The organism is Jingyaoa shaoxingensis, assembly GCF_014385005.1.
Lineage (GTDB): Bacteria > Bacillota > Clostridia > Lachnospirales > Lachnospiraceae > Marvinbryantia > Marvinbryantia shaoxingensis.
The window spans coordinates 89150-106668 of sequence record NZ_JACRSZ010000006.1; the positions used below are offsets into that span (position 1 = coordinate 89150).

General features: G+C 46.0%; 13 protein-coding genes. 1 reads left to right on the forward strand and 12 read right to left on the reverse strand.

Going from position 1 to position 17519, the window contains the following annotated elements; all coding sequences use genetic code 11:
- Positions 1 to 15: 15 nt before the first annotated feature.
- From accB to H8716_RS07320, 11 genes are all read right to left on the reverse strand, one after another.
- Positions 16 to 501 carry an acetyl-CoA carboxylase biotin carboxyl carrier protein gene (accB, locus tag H8716_RS07270; protein WP_249307906.1) on the reverse strand — a complete coding sequence of 162 codons (486 nt, stop codon included), beginning with the start codon at positions 499 to 501 and terminating at the stop codon, positions 16 to 18.
- A 107-nt stretch (positions 502 to 608) separates the two neighbouring features.
- On the reverse strand, positions 609 to 1844 hold the full coding sequence (fabF, locus tag H8716_RS07275) for a beta-ketoacyl-ACP synthase II (protein WP_249307907.1): 1236 nt from the start codon (positions 1842 to 1844) through the stop codon (positions 609 to 611).
- A 189-nt stretch (positions 1845 to 2033) separates the two neighbouring features.
- A complete protein-coding gene (gene fabG, locus H8716_RS07280; RefSeq protein ID WP_249307908.1) occupies positions 2034 to 2771 on the reverse strand; it encodes a 3-oxoacyl-[acyl-carrier-protein] reductase in 738 nt (245 codons plus the stop codon).
- The gene (fabD, locus tag H8716_RS07285) at positions 2753 to 3673 is read right to left on the reverse strand and encodes an ACP S-malonyltransferase (RefSeq protein WP_249307909.1); all 921 of its coding nucleotides are present in this window, start codon (positions 3671 to 3673) and stop codon (positions 2753 to 2755) included. Before fabD ends, fabG begins: the two co-directional genes overlap by 19 nt.
- Positions 3666 to 4604: an enoyl-[acyl-carrier-protein] reductase FabK gene (gene fabK / locus H8716_RS07290; RefSeq protein ID WP_249307910.1), complete on the reverse strand. Its 939-nt coding sequence runs from the start codon at positions 4602 to 4604 to the stop codon at positions 3666 to 3668. The genes fabD and fabK overlap by 8 nt, the downstream gene beginning before the upstream one ends.
- A gap of 13 nt (positions 4605 to 4617) precedes the next feature.
- On the reverse strand, positions 4618 to 4845 hold the full coding sequence (gene acpP / locus H8716_RS07295; protein WP_249307911.1) for an acyl carrier protein: 228 nt from the start codon (positions 4843 to 4845) through the stop codon (positions 4618 to 4620).
- Between the two features lie 123 nt (positions 4846 to 4968).
- The gene (locus H8716_RS07300) at positions 4969 to 5934 is read right to left on the reverse strand and encodes a beta-ketoacyl-ACP synthase III (RefSeq protein ID WP_249307912.1); all 966 of its coding nucleotides are present in this window, start codon (positions 5932 to 5934) and stop codon (positions 4969 to 4971) included.
- Positions 5935 to 6155: 221 nt separating this feature from the next.
- A complete protein-coding gene (locus H8716_RS07305) occupies positions 6156 to 7946 on the reverse strand; it encodes an ammonium transporter (RefSeq protein ID WP_249307913.1) in 1791 nt (596 codons plus the stop codon).
- Positions 7947 to 8286: 340 nt separating this feature from the next.
- Positions 8287 to 10398 carry a glutamine synthetase III family protein gene (locus H8716_RS07310; protein ID WP_249307914.1) on the reverse strand — a complete coding sequence of 704 codons (2112 nt, stop codon included), beginning with the start codon at positions 10396 to 10398 and terminating at the stop codon, positions 8287 to 8289.
- Positions 10399 to 10533: 135 nt separating this feature from the next.
- Positions 10534 to 12192 (reverse strand): C40 family peptidase, encoded by a 1659-nt coding sequence (locus H8716_RS07315; protein WP_249307915.1) that lies wholly within the window; start codon positions 12190 to 12192, stop codon positions 10534 to 10536.
- Between the two features lie 187 nt (positions 12193 to 12379).
- Complete coding sequence (locus tag H8716_RS07320; RefSeq protein WP_249307916.1) at positions 12380 to 14155, reverse strand: cobaltochelatase CobT-related protein; 1776 nt, start codon at positions 14153 to 14155, stop codon at positions 12380 to 12382.
- 119 nt (positions 14156 to 14274) lie between these two features.
- On the opposite strand from H8716_RS07320, the gene H8716_RS07325 reads away from it, so the two are divergent.
- On the forward strand, positions 14275 to 15240 hold the full coding sequence (locus tag H8716_RS07325) for a C39 family peptidase (RefSeq protein ID WP_249307917.1): 966 nt from the start codon (positions 14275 to 14277) through the stop codon (positions 15238 to 15240).
- 67 nt (positions 15241 to 15307) lie between these two features.
- Here H8716_RS07325 and ftsH read toward each other — a convergent pair whose 3' ends face one another.
- Positions 15308 to 17416 carry an ATP-dependent zinc metalloprotease FtsH gene (gene ftsH, locus H8716_RS07330; protein WP_249307918.1) on the reverse strand — a complete coding sequence of 703 codons (2109 nt, stop codon included), beginning with the start codon at positions 17414 to 17416 and terminating at the stop codon, positions 15308 to 15310.
- Between the last annotated feature and the right edge of the window lie 103 nt (positions 17417 to 17519).

Below are 17519 nucleotides of genomic sequence, written 5' to 3' on the forward strand. Positions count from 1 at the left end.
ATAACCTCCTGTGTCTTACTGTAACTTAAATAATGGCTGACCATATTCCACCGCCTGGCCGTTTTCCACCAGAATCTCCGCGATGGTTCCGTCGTAATCACTTTCAATCTCGTTCATCAGTTTCATGGCTTCTACGATCGCCAGCACCTGACCTTTTTTCACCGTATCTCCAACCTGTACAAATGCCTCTGCATCTTCTGCCGGAGCTGCGTAAAAGACACCCACCAGAGGAGATGTGATCACTTTGCCTTCTGCTCCTTTCTTCTCTGCCTGCGGCTGAGTGCTTTCTTCTGCCATACCAGCCTTTGGTACAGATTCTTTTGCAGATGCAGTTGAAATGCCAGGAGCTGCTGCTTCCATTGGTGCCATATTCTGATAAATGACTGTCTTGCCCTGCTTCTTTTCCAGTCTGACAGTCATGCCACTCTCCTCATAGGAAAACTCTGTCAGATTGGATGCAGAGACTGTATTCACCAGCCGAATCATCTGTTCGATATCCATGTCTGTTTCCTTCCTGTCACCGGATCATCCGTGTGACGATACTATCCTTTCAAGAATGCCTCGGCATTCTTGCTGCGAGATGCGCGTCATGCAATGCATGACATACATCAGATATACTTTTTCAACAACAACGATGCATTATGCCCGCCAAATCCAAGCGAATTGGTCATAACATAGTTCAGTTCTTTTTCCACCGGTGCGCCAAGCGTATAATTCAGATCACATTCCGGATCTGTCTCGGCAGTGCCGACCGTCTGATGGATGTATCCTTCTTCCATGGATTTTACACAGGTAACAAATTCCACACCGCCTGCTGCACCAAGAAGGTGACCAATCATGGATTTGGTGGAATTGATGTACAGATCTTTTGCAGCATTCCCAAATGCCAGTTTGATGGCTCTTGTCTCAAAAAGATCATTATGATGGGTACTGGTTCCGTGGGCGTTGATGTAATCCACCTGTTCCGGTGTTACCTCTGCCTCTTTCATAGCATATTCCATGGCTTTTGCTGCGCCGCTGCCATCCTCGCATGGCGATGTGATATGATAGGCGTCTCCTGTTGCGCCGTATCCCACCAGTTCTGCATAGATATGGGCATTTCTGGAAAGTGCATGCTCCAATTCTTCCAGAACCACTACTCCGGCGCCTTCTCCCAGTACAAATCCACTGCGGTCCTTATCAAATGGTATGGACGCACGAAGAGGATCTGTGGATGTGGTCAGTGCAGTCAGATTGGTAAATCCGGCTATGGCTGTCGGCGTAATACTGCTCTCTGTACCTCCCGCCAGCATAATTTCCGCGTCTCCGTACTGAATCGCCCGAAGAGCATCTCCGATACAGTTGGTTCCGGATGCACAGGCAGTTACTACATTTGTACATTTCCCTTTCAAACCAAGCTGGATGGACACATTTCCTGCTGCCATATTCGAGATCATCAATGGTACCATAAGAGGATTCACCCTTCCCGGTCCTTTGGTAAGAATCTTTTCGTATTCTTTTTCAATAATATTCAGAGAGCCGATTCCGGAGCCGATGGTTACGCCTGCACGGAACGGATCTTCCTGTTCCATATCCAGTCCTGCATCTTCAAAGGCTTCTCTGGCGGCAGCTACCGCAAACTGGGAAAATGCTTCCATTCTGCGGGCTGCCCTTGCATCCATGCGCTCTTTTGCATCAAAATTCTTCACTTCCGCTGCCAGCTTTACCTTATAATTCGTTGTATCAAATTTCGTAATTTCCCCAATTCCAACAGTTCCCGCTTTGATGGAATTCCAGAATTCCTCCACGGTATTTCCAATGGGTGTAACCGCTCCGAGACCGGTCACCACAACTCTTCTTTTCATGCTTGTTTCCTTTCTTTTACTATAATACCCACGAATTGCTCCGCAGTGAGCTGCCTCCCGCAATTCTGCAAACATTCGGAATCCGCTGATTTGCTGTGCAAATCGCTGCTTCCTCATGTTTGGCGGGTCCCAAGGTCAAAATCCTTATCATGCAAGCATGAACGGATTTCTGACCTTTTGTCCCTGGTATTAACACATTCCACCGTCTACATGAATCACCTGTCCTGTAATGTATCCGGCATCTTCTGATACCAGAAATGCTACGGCACCAGCCACGTCTTCCGGCTTACCAAATGTTCCAAGAGGGATCTGTTTTCTGCTGTTTTCTTTTACGGCATCACTTAATACGGCGGTCATCTCTGTATCAATGAATCCAGGAGCAATGGCATTCACTGTGATCCCACGGGATGCCAGTTCCTTTGCCGCTGTTTTGGTCAGGCCGATAACGCCTGCCTTAGATGCTGCATAATTTGCCTGCCCCGCATTACCGGATACCCCGACTACAGATGCCATATTGACGATGCGTCCTTTTTTCTGCTTTAACATATAACGGGACACAAAACGGATCATATGAAAAGTTCCCTTCAGATTCGTATCCAGTACCCGGTCAAAATCTTCTTCGGACATGCGCATCAGCAGTCCGTCTCTGGTGATCCCTGCATTGTTCACCAATACATCGATCTGACCATTTTCTTCTATCACTTTTTCCACAAACTTCTGGCAGCTTGCAAAATCTGCCACGTTGCACTGTGCCGTGTCTGCCTGACCGCCCATCTGTTCAATCTGGTTCTTTACTTCCAGAGCTGCTGCTTCTGAGCCGTTATAATTAATGATTACTTTGTAGCCATCCTTTGCCAGACGGAGGGCTACTGCCCTGCCGATTCCTCTGGAAGCTCCGGTTACTACTGCTATTTTCTGATCTGACATATCTCTTCCAAATCCTTCCAGCAGGATACATGAAGTACCTGCACGTTTCTGTCTATCTTCTTTAAAAATCCTTCCAGTGTTTTTCCCGGTCCGATCTCTACAAAAGTATCCACTCCGTCTGCCAGCATGGTTTCCATGCTCTGCATCCAGCGCACCGGTGAATACATCTGCCGTACCAGCAGATCAATGATCTCTGTTGAATCTGTCACTTTCTGTGCATTTACATTGGTCACATAGGGTATCTTTAACGGACTGAATGTTATCTGCTCCAGTTCCTTTTGAAGGGATTCCCCCGCAGATTTCAGCATCGGAGAATGGAAAGGTCCGCTGACATTCAGCATCACTGTCCGTCTGGCTCCGGCTTCTTTTAATTTCTCTGCCGCCAGATGTACCGCTGCTGTCTTTCCGGTAATGACAATCTGCCCCGGACAGTTATAATTGGCAATGGTTACATCCGGAATCTCTTCCAGGACTTCCTCTATCTTCTTCTCATCCAGTGCCAGCACTGCACACATGGCGCCCTCACCTGACGGTACAGTATGCTGCATCAGCATGCCTCTTTTTCGCACCAGACGAATGGCATCCAGGTCACTCATGCCCCCAGCCACTGCAATGGCCGCATATTCGCCAAGGCTTAACCCAGCTGTAATATCTGCATGCATGCCATGCTGTTCCAGTTCCCGGCACATGGCAAGGTACGTGGTCACCAGTGCTGCCTGTGTATATTCCGTCTGATCCAGGAGATCATTTTCTTCAAAGCAAAGTGCCTTCATATCCAGTCCCAGTGCTTCGCCGGCTTCCTCAAAAAGCCTTGCTGCCTTCTGACTGTTCTCATAAAAATCTTTTCCCATGCCGCACTTCTGTACACCCTGTCCCGGGAAAAGAAAGGCTGTCTTACTCATACATTCCTGTTCCTTTCAGTAACGCATCTGTCTCTGTTACCAGCTTCTGAATCAGTTCCTGACATGACATTTTTTCTTTTACCAGACCGGCAATCTGTCCGGACATGACACTTCCGTTCTTCACATCCCCTTCTACTACGGCTTTTCGAAGACCGCCAAGGGTCAAAAGTTCCAGTTCTTCGAATCCTGCACCGCTGTTTTCCAGTGCAAGGTATTTTTTCGTCATATCATTTCTCAGTGCACGAACCGGATGTCCTGTAGTTCTGCCTGTCACACGGGTATCAATATCTTTGGCATGGATAATCATGTCTTTGTAATTTTCATGTACCTGGGATTCTGTGGTTACCACAAAATGAGTTCCCATCTGAACGCCTCTTGCTCCCAGCATAAATGCTGCCGCAATGCCTCTTCCATCTGCAATACCACCTGCGGCGATCACCGGAATCTCCACTGCATCTACCACCTGCGGAACCAGAGCCATGGTGGTACTCTCTCCCACATGACCACCGGATTCACAGCCTTCTGCCACTACCGCATCTGCGCCTGCACGCTGCATTCTCTTTGCCATGGCTACGGATGCGACTACCGGAATGACCTTCACTCCTGCTTCTTTCCACATCTTCATATATTTTTCCGGGCTTCCGGCTCCGGTGGTAACCACCTTCACGCCTTCTTCCACAATCACCTTTGCCACATCATCCGCATATGGACTCATGAGCATGATGTTCACGCCAAATGGCTTCTGTGTCAGTTCTTTTGCTTTGCGGATCTGTTCTCTGACCCAGTCTGCCGGTGCACTTGCTGCGCCGATCAGCCCCAGACCTCCGGCTTCTGACACAGCCGCTGCCAGATGATACTCTGCAACCCATGCCATACCGCCCTGGATAATCGGGTATTCGATTCCAAGTAATTCTGTAATCTCCGTCTTCATATCCCAACTCCTGTTATTCCTGATGGCTTTCCACATATTTCACAACAGCACCGACTGTTGTCAGTTCCTCCAGATCCTCTGTCGGGATCTCCACACCGAACTCCTCTTCCAGCGCCATTACCAGTTCAAACAGATCCAGGGAATCTACTCCCAGATCTTCCTTAAAAGAAGCACCTTCTGTAATGGTATTCATATCAATATTTAAGTTTTCTGCGATCATTTCTCTGATTTTTTCAAACATGTTTTTAATCTCCTTTTTGCTCTTTTTTATTATAATTTCTGATCTGAGCGCAGGCATTCTTGCATATTCAAGAATGCCTGTCGGGCAATTCTATCTGTTGTAATAACGATAGCCAGGTTTACACTACCACTCAAGAATGCTTGCCCCCCAGGTAAGTCCTGCTCCAAATCCTGCCAGTATGATCTTCTGTCCTTTTTTCAGTCTCCCGTCCCGGTTCATCTCATCCAGCAATATCGGGATGCTGGCTGATGAAGTATTGCCGTATTCCTGCATATTCATGGGAAATTTTGCCAGAGGTACCTTCAGATGTCTGCTGACTGCCTCTACGATCCTGCTGTTTGCCTGATGTAAAATCATCCAATCGATGTCGTCCAACGCAAGCGTATTTTTCTCCAGGACTTCCATAATTACTGCCGGTACCTGCCGAACTGCAAATTTAAATACTTCCTGTCCGTCCATCTGCATTTTGTATTCTTCCTGGCGGAAACGTTGATTTTCCATATCTCCGTCAAAAAAACTTTTGCACTTCAGTGCTACACCTTTTTTCCCATCTGAATGTGCTGCCGGAAGATAGCCGTTCCCTGATTCTGCTCTTAGTACTGCTGCACCGGCACCGTCTCCGAACAAGATACAGGTCCCACGATCCTGCCAGTTGACCAGATTGGAAAGGCATTCGCTTCCAATGATCAAAACTGTCCTGTAGAATCCTGCCTGAAGAAAGCTCTGTGCACTCTGATATGCCAGCACGAATCCGGTACAGGCTGCATTCAGGTCATAGGAAGCCGCATGGACTGCTCCGATCTCTTTTTGCACTTCACACGCTGTACATGGCAGCACCACATTAGATGAAATCGTTGACACAATCAGAAGGTCGATATCTTCCGCCGGGATCGCTGCCTGTTCCAATGCAGACTTTGCAGCTTTCACAGCCAGTGATACACAGGTATCTTTTTTTGCGATGTGCCTTCGGGCAATACCTGTGCGTTCCCGGATCCACTCATCGTTTGTATCCACCATCTGGGACAGTTCCTCATTATCCAAAACCTTGTCCGGTACCGCCGAACCAGTCCCACATATTACTGCTCTCATGTAATCTCCTCCATATATTTGAGTCTCATATATTTTTATAGCAAATATATTTGACTATCAAAGTATATGTGCAAATATTTTGTTTGTCAAGTAGTTTTATTATCAAAATAATATTTTCTTAAGAAAAAGCTGCCCCGCCTGTGCTTTCATACAAACGGAACAGCTTCACATATCCAAATACTTAGGAGGTTGGATTTACAAATATAGTTATGATTTTTTTACTATTCTACATCTTCCAGTGCTTCGAAATCTTCTTCACCGGTACGGATCTTTACGACTCTGTCAACATTGTATACAAAGATCTTGCCATCTCCGATATGACCTGTATACAGAGTCTTCTTTGCCGCTTCGATCACATCGTCTACCGGGATGGATGCTACAATCACTTCGACTTTTACCTTTGGAAGCAGGGTTGCATCGACCTCAGCACCACGATACATTTCGCCGGCACCTTTCTGGATACCACAGCCCATAACCTGTGTCACGGTCATACCTGTAACACCAAGATCGTTCATGGCTTTTCTCAGAGCATCGTAACGGGACAGTCTTGCAATAATAACCACTTTGTGAATACCGGTATCGGCCACCGGGGCGGTGTTGATCACTTTGACAGCAGCATCTTTCTGTGCTTTTGTTGCGGTTGCATAATCATCCGAACCGATCTGTGTACGGTCATTGACTTCCATGATCATGGTGTTCGAAACATCCATGATGGAGAAGCCTGCATATGCGCTGGTCAGACCGTGTTCCATAGCATCCAGTCCGACGATTTCTTCTTCTTCGGTAACACGAAGTCCAAAGATGGCTTTGATAATCAGATAAGCAATGGTAATGGTCACTGCTGTCCATGCTGCAGTTGCCAGCATACCTTCAAACTGTAATCCTAACTGATGGAAACCGCCGCCATAGAAAAGTCCTTTTCCTGCGATCTGGTTTGCACCAAAGTTCACACCGTCACCATAACCTCTTGCAAATGCAGGAGCTGTATCGGTTGCAAATAAACCAACTGCAATGGTTCCCCAGATACCATTTAAGCAATGAACTGCTACGGCACCTACCGGGTCATCAATACGAAGTACATAATCCAGGAACCAGACACCAAATACTACCAGAACGCCTGCCACAGCGCCGATGATAATTGCACCAAAGGCATCACATACATCACAAGGTGCGGTAATGGCTACCAGACCTGCCAGAGATGCATTCAGACACATGGATACATCTGGTTTGCCATATTTGATCCAGGTAAAAATCATACAAACAACAGTTGCAATTGCCGGAGCAATAGTGGTTGTTACGAAGATAGATCCAAGTTCTTCTACGGATGTGGCTGCTGCACCATTGAATCCGTACCAGCCCAGCCAGAGGATAAACACACCCAGACATCCAAGTGGAAGGTTGTGACCAGGAAAAGCATTGACTTTTGTGATTTTTCCTGCCTTATCTCTTGTAAATTTACCAATACGAGGACCAAGCATTGCTGCACCGATCAGTGCGGAAATACCACCTACCATATGAATACAGTTGGAACCTGCAAAATCGTGGAATCCAATCTGTGCCAGCCAGCCGCCGCCCCATGTCCAGTGAGCTTCAATCGGATAAATCACTGCGGAGATAATAGCGGAATATACACAGTAGGAAATAAATTTTGTTCTCTCAGCCATTGCACCGGATACAATAGTTGCTGTGGTTGCACAGAAGACCAGGTTAAATACGAAGTTGGACCAGTCAAATTCTGCGTAATTTGTGAAAATATCAAATCCTGGTTTTCCGACAATTCCCAGCCAGTCTTCGCCGAGGAATAATCCAAAACCAATCAGAATGAATACGACAGTACCGATACAAAAGTCCATCAGGTTCTTCATCAGGATATTTCCTGTATTCTTTGCTCTGGTAAAGCCAGCCTCTACCATGGCAAATCCTGCCTGCATCCAGAATACCAGTGCGGCACCGATCAGGAACCAGACACCATACACTTCACCGGAAATTGCACTTAAAATTTCTTGTGTCATAATTTTCTCCTCCTCTTTCCCTATAGAAACAAAAGAGCAAAGCACCGAAGTTTTACAAGATTTTTCTTCTATCACAAAACTTCGTTGTTTCGCTCTTTTTTCTACAGAATTAGCGGCCATTCAATACATCTGCGTCGCCTGATGCACCTTTTTGTACCACTGCAAAAGGCGCCATGGATATCTTCCATAGCGCCTTTGCTTTTATGTACTGCATAATACCACCGGAAAAATGAAATGTCAATGCAGATTTTATACTTTTTTTAGATTTGTCTGGTTTGGAGAATTTCTTACATATTTTTACAGAACAAATCGTTAAAATCACAATAATCGATTTTATGAATTATACTTCAAACAGCAGATCTCCATAGGATGGCATTGGCCACATCTCTTTGTCTACGATCATTTCCAGTTCATCCACCGGAACACGCAGAGCTTCCATTGCTGTGAATACTTCTTCATAATAGTATACTGCCTGGTCTCTTCCTGCCTCCATGACGGTTGCATGATCGGTTACCTCAACCAGCTTCTGCAGTCTCTTCTTCGTCTCAGTCAGAAGATGCGCAGATTCACGCAGCATATCCATCGGTACATCAGTCTCTACCCCCGTCTGATTCATGATATTCACGGTCTCAGAAAGACTTCTGTTAAAGCGCAGCACTGCCGGAATAATATGCTTGCTGGCAATATCGATCATAGCTCTCGCCTCGATATTGATAGCCTTGGAATAACCCTCATACTGAATCTCGGCACGGGACTCCAGTTCTGTTCTGGTAAATACATGGAATTTTTCAAACAGATTTACTGCTTTTTCTGTTACCAGGGCAGGAATGGCATCTATCATGGACTTAATGTTCGGAAGTCCGCGGCGCTCTGCTTCTGCTACCCATTCATCAGAATAACCATTGCCATTAAAGACAATTCTCTGATGTTCACTGGCGTATTTCTTTATCAGGTCATGAACTGCCACCTGTACATCCTCTGCCTTTTCCAGTACATCGCAGGCATCGGAAAATGCTTCTGCCACGATGGTATTAATGACAACGTTACATTCTGCTACGGAATCTCTGGAACCAACCATACGGAACTCAAACTTATTACCGGTAAAGGCAAACGGTGAAGTACGGTTACGATCCGTTGCGTCTTTGGCAAAATCAGGCAAGGTCTTAACACCGGTATGCAAGGTACCTCCCTTTAAGCTGTGGGTAGCTTCTCCGGTGTCAATCAGCTGTGTCAGCACATCCTGAAGCTGATCACCCAAAAATACTGAAATAATAGCCGGCGGTGCTTCGTTAGCTCCCAGACGGTGGTCATTTCCCACATCTGATGCTGATTCGCGGAGCAGATCTGCATGAAGATCTACCGCACGTAAGATACATGTCAATATCAGCAGGAACTGAATGTTCTCGTGAGGCGTCTTGCCAGGATCCAGCAGATTAATGCCATCATCTGTGGTCAGGGACCAGTTATTATGCTTACCGGAACCGTTCACACCCGCAAATGGCTTCTCGTGAAGCAGACACTGCAGACCATGTTCTTCTGCTACGCGCTTCAGTGTCTCCATAATGATTTGGTTGTGGTCAGCTGCCACATTACACTCCGCATAGATCGGTGCCAGCTCATGCTGTGCCGGTGCCACTTCATTATGCTGTGTCTTGGCAGATACACCCAGCTTCCACAGTTCTTTATTCACATCTTTCATAAATGCTGCGATTCGCGGACGGATAACGCCAAAATAGTGATCATCCAGTTCCTGTCCCTTTGGCGGCATGGCACCAAATAAGGTACGGCCGGTAAAGATCAGATCCTTTCTTTTCAGATACTTGGCACGGTCTACGATAAAATACTCCTGTTCCACACCTACGGATGGTTTTACCTTGCGGGATGTGGTATTGCCCAGAAGTCTTAATAAACGAAGGGTCTGAGTCTGAATTGCCTCCATGGAACGAAGCAGTGGAGTCTTCTGATCCAATGCTTCTCCGGTATAGGAGCAAAATGCTGTCGGGATACAGAGAATGGCTCCTGCTGCATCCTGTCTTACAAACGCAGGAGAAGTACAATCCCATGCTGTATATCCTCTTGCCTCAAAGGTAGCACGCAGACCACCTGACGGGAATGAAGATGCATCCGGTTCGCCTTTGATCAGCTCTTTACCGGAAAACTCAAGCTGAACAGAGCCATCTGCCTTCGGCGCTGTAATAAATGCATCATGCTTTTCTGCAGTAAATCCAGTCAGCGGCTGAAACCAGTGTGTATAATGTGTCGCCCCCTTTTCGATTGCCCATTCTTTCATTGCTCCTGCAACTACTTCTGCAATCATAGGATCCAGTTCTTTTCCGTCATCAATGGTTTTATGAAGTTCCTTGTACACTTTTTTCGGGAGTTTTTCCAGCATTACTTTGTCATTGAAGACATTTTCACCAAATAACTCCTGTACATTTATAATCTCGCCCATACATCCTCCTTCGCAGTACTAATATTTTTTGCTATGAAAAATCATACTCGATTTATTCCGAAAATGCAAGAGGACACTGCATTGGATTTGCAGTGCCCTCTCTTTATGTATTTATTGATTATCTGATTGTCTGTTTTAGTCTCCGATATAATCAGAAGCTGATACCGGGGTTCTGTAGTCTACGTCAGATACGATGATACCTGTGGATGAACTGCTGGCATGTACAACCTTACCGTCACCAATGTACATGGTTACATGCCCGATTCCATAATCTCCGCTTCCTTCATAGTATAACAGATCTCCAGGCTCCAGATTGTTCAAATCAACAGATGTTCCACCCTGAGACTGCTGTCCGGCTGTTCTGCTGATATCGATTCCAAAGTTAGCCAGTACAGACTGTGTGAATCCGGAACAGTCTGTTCCGTTGGTCAGTGAAGTTCCACCATATACGTATGGATTACCAACAAACTGAAGTGCATAATCTACAATCTGCTGTCTTAAAGAAGAATTTGAACTGCTGTCATCTGTAGTATTCGTAACCTCGGATGTATCAATTCCTGCATCAGATACGGTATCATATACTGTCTGGTCAGCAGCTGCTGCCTCATCCTGCGCTGTCTGTGCCTGATCTGCCGCTGCCTGTGCATCATAAGCACTCTGCTGTGCCTGATCTGCGGTTGCCTGTGCATCAGCTGCTGTCTGCTGTGCATATGCTTCTGCATTGGCAATAGTCTCTTCATCACCTGTATTATATGCTTCATCCAGTGCTGCCTGTGCATCGGCTGCTACCTGCTCTGCATAAGCCTGATCTGCCGCTGCCTGATCTGCTGTCGCTTGTGCCTGGTCGGCTGCTGCCTGAGCTTCATCGGCTGTCGCCTGTGCCTGGTCTGCATAATCGCTCTGGCTCTGGAGATATTCGATCCAAGCCTGATTCTGTGCTTCCCATTCAGCCTGTTCTGCTGCTAACTGTTCCTGATACTGTCTTTCCTGTTCATCAAGCCATGCCTGGTATGCAGCTTCTTCTTCTGCAATTCTTGCTTCTGCTTCTTCCTGGCTCTCACCCTGTGGAAGATAGGTAGCATAACTGACATAATCTGCACTGACATATCCTTCGGTAGTTCCTGTGGAGATCTTTGCCCATCCACCCAGATCCTCTTCCAGATATACAATCTGATCTGCTGTAACCGTATCTACTACATCCGCGTCTTCCGAAGGCTCTGAACGAACCATCAGTGCTTCCGCATTGACCTGTGCCACCGGAGTAGCCACCTGTTCAACAACGGATGCTGCAGCTTCTCCTGTAGTCAGAAGATACTTTGCCACATATCCGGTACATCCGCCGGACTGTACATAATACCAGTCTCCTTCTTCTCCCAGGATCGTTGCACAGTTACCGTCATATAAGTATCCGACTACATCAGAGTTCACATCTGCGTTCGCTCTGATGTAGAAAAATGTCTCATCACCAGGCTGTGCTACTGCAATCGTTCCTACCATACTGCTCTGTGCAGCTTCTGTCTCTTCTGCTGCTTCCTCTGCCGCAGTATCCTCTGTTGCTGTATCTTCTGCTGTAGTTTCTTCTACTGTAGTATCCTCTGTTGCTGTATCCTCTGTTGCTGCATCTGTCTCTTCTGTTGTATTATCCACAGATGCTTCCTTCACGGTCGCACTTCCAACACCTACCAGACTGGTACCTGCCGCAAATGCTGCCATGGAGCTGCTTCCCACCAGCATGCTTCCTGTTACAAAACATGCCGCAGCTCTCATTACATGCTTTTTCATTCCCTTGTTCATCAGAATCAAACCTCCAAATAATCAATCAATAAATACGAAATCAATACAATCAAATACATAGTTGTTACATAAATGTTACATTTGTTACGTTCACATCTTAACATATGGAGGTATGTTTGTCAATAAATTTTACGTTTTTTTTAAATCCTCGACTTTTTTGACATCTTTTGTAATATTTCAGTCACATTCACCAGTCAAGCAGCTTTTGCAGATACTGTCCTACCACATTGGAAAAATTACGAATATCCCTGATATATGCAAAATCTTTTCCGAAAATCCGTTTTTCGGCCTGAAGATCCTGCTCTTTCCCTGCAAATACACCCAGCACAAAAATACCTTTGTTTCTGGCTTTGCGCACTTCCTGCGCCGTATCCTTTATGGCATAATCTCCGCAGTAAGCTTTGGGATTACGGCTGTTCGGGCGGTTGACAACCACGTCATTCGGTCTTCCGTCACTTAATACAATCAGAATCTTATTCTCTTCCTCCCTTTGCAGCAGAGAATCGGAAGCTGCACGGATTGCCAGTCCGTCCCGGTTATTCGAAGACGTAGTATACTGAAAAATCTTCCGGTTTTCGCTCTTGGGCGCATCATACTCCCTGAATCTCTGCATTACCGTATAATCCCAGAAAGTGCAGAAACTCATCACACGATGAGGAATATGCACGTTGCTTAAAGCCTCACTGATGATAAATGCCTGTATCGCCACCTGGCTCTGTCGGTCTCTCTGGGAACCACTGGCATCCATGAGAATCTCCACCACGAAATCAGTCTGATTCTGTCGGATAATCCGCTGAAACAGCCTGGTATCTTCTGTCCGTCCCAGCTTCCAGAGACGTACCGGCAAGATCTGACCATAATCTGCCAGCAGCTCTTCCTGCTGTGTCCTGGTCACCAGAGAACGCTTCAGATTATCTGTCATAATATCCACATTTTTCTTTACCATATTTTTACTGTTACGTAGCAGAAGCAGATTCCGGTCTGCCTGTTTCTTCGCATTGACATACTGTGCATTAACCAGCACGGGATTCTCTAGGATTCCGTCTGTATAATAAAGACTGCAGTCAGCATGGGCACCATTACACAATCTCCGGTCTGTCTTCTTCTGTTCTGTTTCTGACAGATAAGACTTGCCAAAATTCAGCTGCATATAACTGTTCATTTTTGCCAGTGCCTTTTCATCCAACACTACAATACTTTTTTTCTTCGGTCCATCCGACTGTTTTTCTTCCTTCTGATCTTTCTCATCCAGACTGATAACCTTCTGATTCACCTGATCCACCAGCTGTTCCAGCACGGATTCATACATTTCCTCATCCAGGAAATCCTGCCAGGTTGCTTCTGCCAGTTCTTCTACAGAAGTTCGCAGCACAAAATCCAGATCCCCGTGTTTTCTCTCAAAAGAACGGTCAATCGCGGAATTATAGATCCAGTCTATGGTTCTGATAATCTCCATGGTGCTGTCTGTCTCTTCCAGCCGGTACAATACATCCAGCACATCCTGAATTCTTTTTTCTGCCCGTCCCCTTCCGTTCAGGAACTGTCGGATAACTTCCAGTTTCACCCTTCCCATAAAGGAATCATTCATTTTGCGAAAATCCAGATCCAGCATAGCTTCAAAAGCCTTCTTTCGGATATTCGCCACTCCCGGACGCTCTGCCGCGATCTTCTGATAAACTGCCATATCCACACAAAGCTGGGCAATATTCATCAGAACCGGTTCTTCCACTCCATAAAACAGCTTTTTTACTATATACATGGAGAGTTCACTGCTATCAAAATATTTGGCAAAAGCTCCCTGCTTAATGGCATCATACAGGGATATATATTTATTTCTGGAAAAAGATGCCACATCCAGCCTGGTGTTCAGGGCATAGTCTCCGCTGACCGTCCACATCAGATTGCGGATCCGGTTCTCAATCTCCATCTCATGTTCTTCAAAATCATATGAAAAATCCTGCATTTCTTTATACCTTTCTCCCATTAGTATGATGTACCAGTATCATTATTATAATAGAAAGATTGCTTTTGTATATACTTTTATGTTAAATTAATTGTATCTTACATTCATCAGGAGCTGCTATGAAAACAAGAAAAAGATTTTTGTTTCTTCCACTTTTGCTTTTACTGATGACGTTGGCTGTTATGCCGGTTTCCGCAGGCAGTCCAGCCAAAGTTCCCCACAATAAACTGGTCACACAAAATGGCGGGACCTACTATTATAATAAAAAGGGTAACATCGTCAGGAACTGTATGGTGACTTATAAAAAGAAAACCTACTATTTTGACAAGAATGGACAGATGTACCGGAACCGGGCTTTTTATCATAAAGGACATGTCTATTATGCCAGGGCGAATGGCAAGATTGCCAAAAATACATGGATCGGTCAATTTTATTACAACCATAACGGATACCGCACCGGAAAGATGCTGGTTACCGAAGCTGCCAGCAGCACTTCTTCCGGAAAATACAAGAATCAGAAGAAGGTCATTTCCATGCAGAATGTCCGGCAGCGCCCTCAGCTTCCAACCGGATGTGAATCCGTTGCCCTTACTATGGTGCTGAAGTATTACGGTTTTTCTTTATCCAAAACTACCATTGCCTCCCGCTATCTTTCCAGAAGCGGCTCGAACTTTGTTACTAAGTTCTGGGGCAGCCCTTTTAGCAGTTCCGGCGGAGGTATCTATTCTCCCGGGCTTACTACCACTGCCAACAAATATCTGAAGGCACAAAAATCTGCACTGAAAGCCTATGATCTGACCGGCATCCGATTCTCAGATCTATACCGTTATGTTGACGCCAACATTCCGGTTATCGTATGGAATTCCATGTACATGTACAATCCTGTAGGCGTCTATTCTTACCGCGCCAACGGAAAAAGATGGACCTTCTACCGCTACGAACACTGCGTGGTTTTCTGTGGCTATGATAAGAAAAAAGGGAAAGTACTGATTAATGACCCATTAAGTGGTCTCGTATGGCGCAAGGCAAGTTCCTTTGAACGCATCTATAACAAAATGGGAAAGATGGCAGTTGTCATCCAGTAGATCACAAAGAATGCCCCGGTTCATGTCATCTCGTACATGAACCGGGGCATTATCGTTACATATCTTTTTACATCTCTGTATGATCTGTATGATCCTTTTCACCCTGTTCGGACTGATCCTCTGCAGCTGCTTCTGGCTCAGTCTTCTCTTCTTCAGCCTCACTCGCCTGCTGCTCCGGCTGTACTTCTGTCTGTGCTTCTGTCTGTGCCTCAGCAGTCTTATCCGGTACTGTATCTTCGACAGGCTCTGCCTTCGCTTCTGCCTGTGCCTCAGCAGCTTCTTCCGCTTCCTGTTCTTCCCGTCTCTCGACCTCATGGAAGATGTCCATGAATTCTTTTCCGGTGATAGTCTCTTTCTCAATCAGGAAAGCTGCAATCTCATCCAGTGCCTTTCTGTGCTCACGCAGAAGTCTTAAAGCTTCTGCATACGCATCTTTGATGATCTTCACTACCTCACGGTCGATCTCAGTTGCCGTCTCATCACTGCAGTTCAGCACATTCCTTCCACTTAAGTACTGGTTCTCCGGTGACTCCAGACCAACCATACCGAACTTCTCAGACATACCGTACTGAGTAATCATAGCCCTTGCCATCTTGGTTGCCTGCTCAATATCATTGGCCGCACCTGTAGTGATGCTGTTAAACACTATCTCTTCTGCTGCACGTCCGCCGACACATTCCACGATCCGTGCCTGAATCTCTGCCTTAGTATTCAGGTACTTTTCTTCTTCCGGAACATTCATAACATAACCAAGGGCACCCATGGTTCGAGGTACAATAGTGATCTTCTGAACCGGCTCGGAATCCTTCTGAAGTGCACTGACCAGTGCATGACCAACTTCATGGTAAGAAACAATCCGTCTCTCTTCCTTACTGAGGATCTTGTTCTTCTTCTCCTTACCAACCAGTACCACTTCTACTGACTCAAACAGATCCTGCTGGCTGACTGCATTTCTTCCCTTCTTAACAGCAAGGATCGCAGCTTCATTAATCATGTTCGCCAGATCCGATCCTACTGCACCGGATGTTGCCAGCGCAATGGCTTCCAGATCTACCGTCTCGTCCATCATGACGTTCTTGGAATGAACCTTCAATACATCAATACGTCCCTGAAGATCAGGCTTATCTACAACCACACGACGGTCAAAACGTCCCGGTCTGAGAAGTGCCTGATCCAGAACCTCCGGACGGTTGGTGGCTGCCAGAATCAGAAGTCCTGATCCGCTGTCAAATCCATCCATCTCTGCAAGAAGCTGATTCAGCGTCTGTTCCCGTTCATCATTACCGCCGCCAAATCTGCTGTCACGGCTCTTACCGATGGCATCAATCTCATCAATAAAGATGATACACGGTGCATTCTTCTTGGCTTCCTCGAACAGTTCACGGACACGGGATGCACCCACACCGACAAACATCTCTACAAATTCAGAACCTGACAGGGAGAAAAACGGTGCATGTGCCTCACCTGCCACTGCCTTTGCCAGAAGCGTCTTACCGGTTCCGGGAGGTCCCACTAACAGGGCTCCCTTCGGCAGCTTCGCACCAATCTTCGTATATTTTCCCGGATTCTCCAGGAAGTCTACCACTTCCTGCAGAGATTCCTTCGCTTCATCCTGTCCTGCTACATCCTTAAAGGTAACACCGGTCTCCTTCTGGGCATACACTCTGGCCTTGTTCTTGCCGATGCCCATGACACCGCCGCCTCCGCCGCCCATTCTTTTCATGGCGAATCCCATAATTACCCAGATCAGAATCAGTGGCAATACAAAGGATAATACACTGTAAAGCAGCTCGGATGACATATCCGGGATCTCTTTCTTAAAGTCCACACCTGCATCCAGAAGCTTTTCTGACAGCTTCGGATCATTTACCACACCTGTATAGTAAGTAAACTTCATGCCTTTCAGGGATGAGAATCCGTAAGGCTGTTCCTTTGGTGTAATTACATACTGATTGGATTCGATCACTACACTGTCCACTTCTCCATTGTCCAGCATCTCCATGAACTTATTGTACGTAATCTCCTGATTCGTCGTACCGTTCATCATGCTGTTAAACAATGCCATTACAATCAGTGTAATCACCGTAACAATCAGAAATATAATAATCGTCTGACCATTTTTCGGGCCTTTTCGATTGCCTGGTCCATTATTAGAACCATTTTGGTTATTGTCCATTTCATTCCTCCTATGTGTAAAAAACACTCATTATTAAGTATAAGGATTATCCGTTCAGAAATCAATATACACTTTCGAAAAAGATTTCTTTATTTCATAAAAA

Excerpts from the sequence above, each read along its gene's own strand:
- accB (WP_249307906.1), bottom strand. The coding sequence starts at position 501 with ATGGATATCGAACAGATGATTCGGCTGGTGAATACAGTCTCTGCATCC.
- fabF (WP_249307907.1), bottom strand. The coding sequence starts at position 1,844 with ATGAAAAGAAGAGTTGTGGTGACCGGTCTCGGAGCGGTTACACCCATT.
- fabG (WP_249307908.1), bottom strand. The coding sequence starts at position 2,771 with ATGTCAGATCAGAAAATAGCAGTAGTAACCGGAGCTTCCAGAGGAATC.
- fabD (WP_249307909.1), bottom strand. The coding sequence starts at position 3,673 with ATGAGTAAGACAGCCTTTCTTTTCCCGGGACAGGGTGTACAGAAGTGC.
- fabK (WP_249307910.1), bottom strand. The coding sequence starts at position 4,604 with ATGAAGACGGAGATTACAGAATTACTTGGAATCGAATACCCGATTATC.
- acpP (WP_249307911.1), bottom strand. The coding sequence starts at position 4,845 with ATGTTTGAAAAAATCAGAGAAATGATCGCAGAAAACTTAAATATTGAT.
- H8716_RS07300 (WP_249307912.1), bottom strand. The coding sequence starts at position 5,934 with ATGAGAGCAGTAATATGTGGGACTGGTTCGGCGGTACCGGACAAGGTT.
- H8716_RS07305 (WP_249307913.1), bottom strand. The coding sequence starts at position 7,946 with ATGACACAAGAAATTTTAAGTGCAATTTCCGGTGAAGTGTATGGTGTC.
- H8716_RS07310 (WP_249307914.1), bottom strand. The coding sequence starts at position 10,398 with ATGGGCGAGATTATAAATGTACAGGAGTTATTTGGTGAAAATGTCTTC.
- H8716_RS07315 (WP_249307915.1), bottom strand. The coding sequence starts at position 12,192 with ATGAACAAGGGAATGAAAAAGCATGTAATGAGAGCTGCGGCATGTTTT.
- H8716_RS07320 (WP_249307916.1), bottom strand. The coding sequence starts at position 14,155 with ATGCAGGATTTTTCATATGATTTTGAAGAACATGAGATGGAGATTGAG.
- H8716_RS07325 (WP_249307917.1), top strand. The coding sequence starts at position 14,275 with ATGAAAACAAGAAAAAGATTTTTGTTTCTTCCACTTTTGCTTTTACTG.
- ftsH (WP_249307918.1), bottom strand. The coding sequence starts at position 17,416 with ATGGACAATAACCAAAATGGTTCTAATAATGGACCAGGCAATCGAAAA.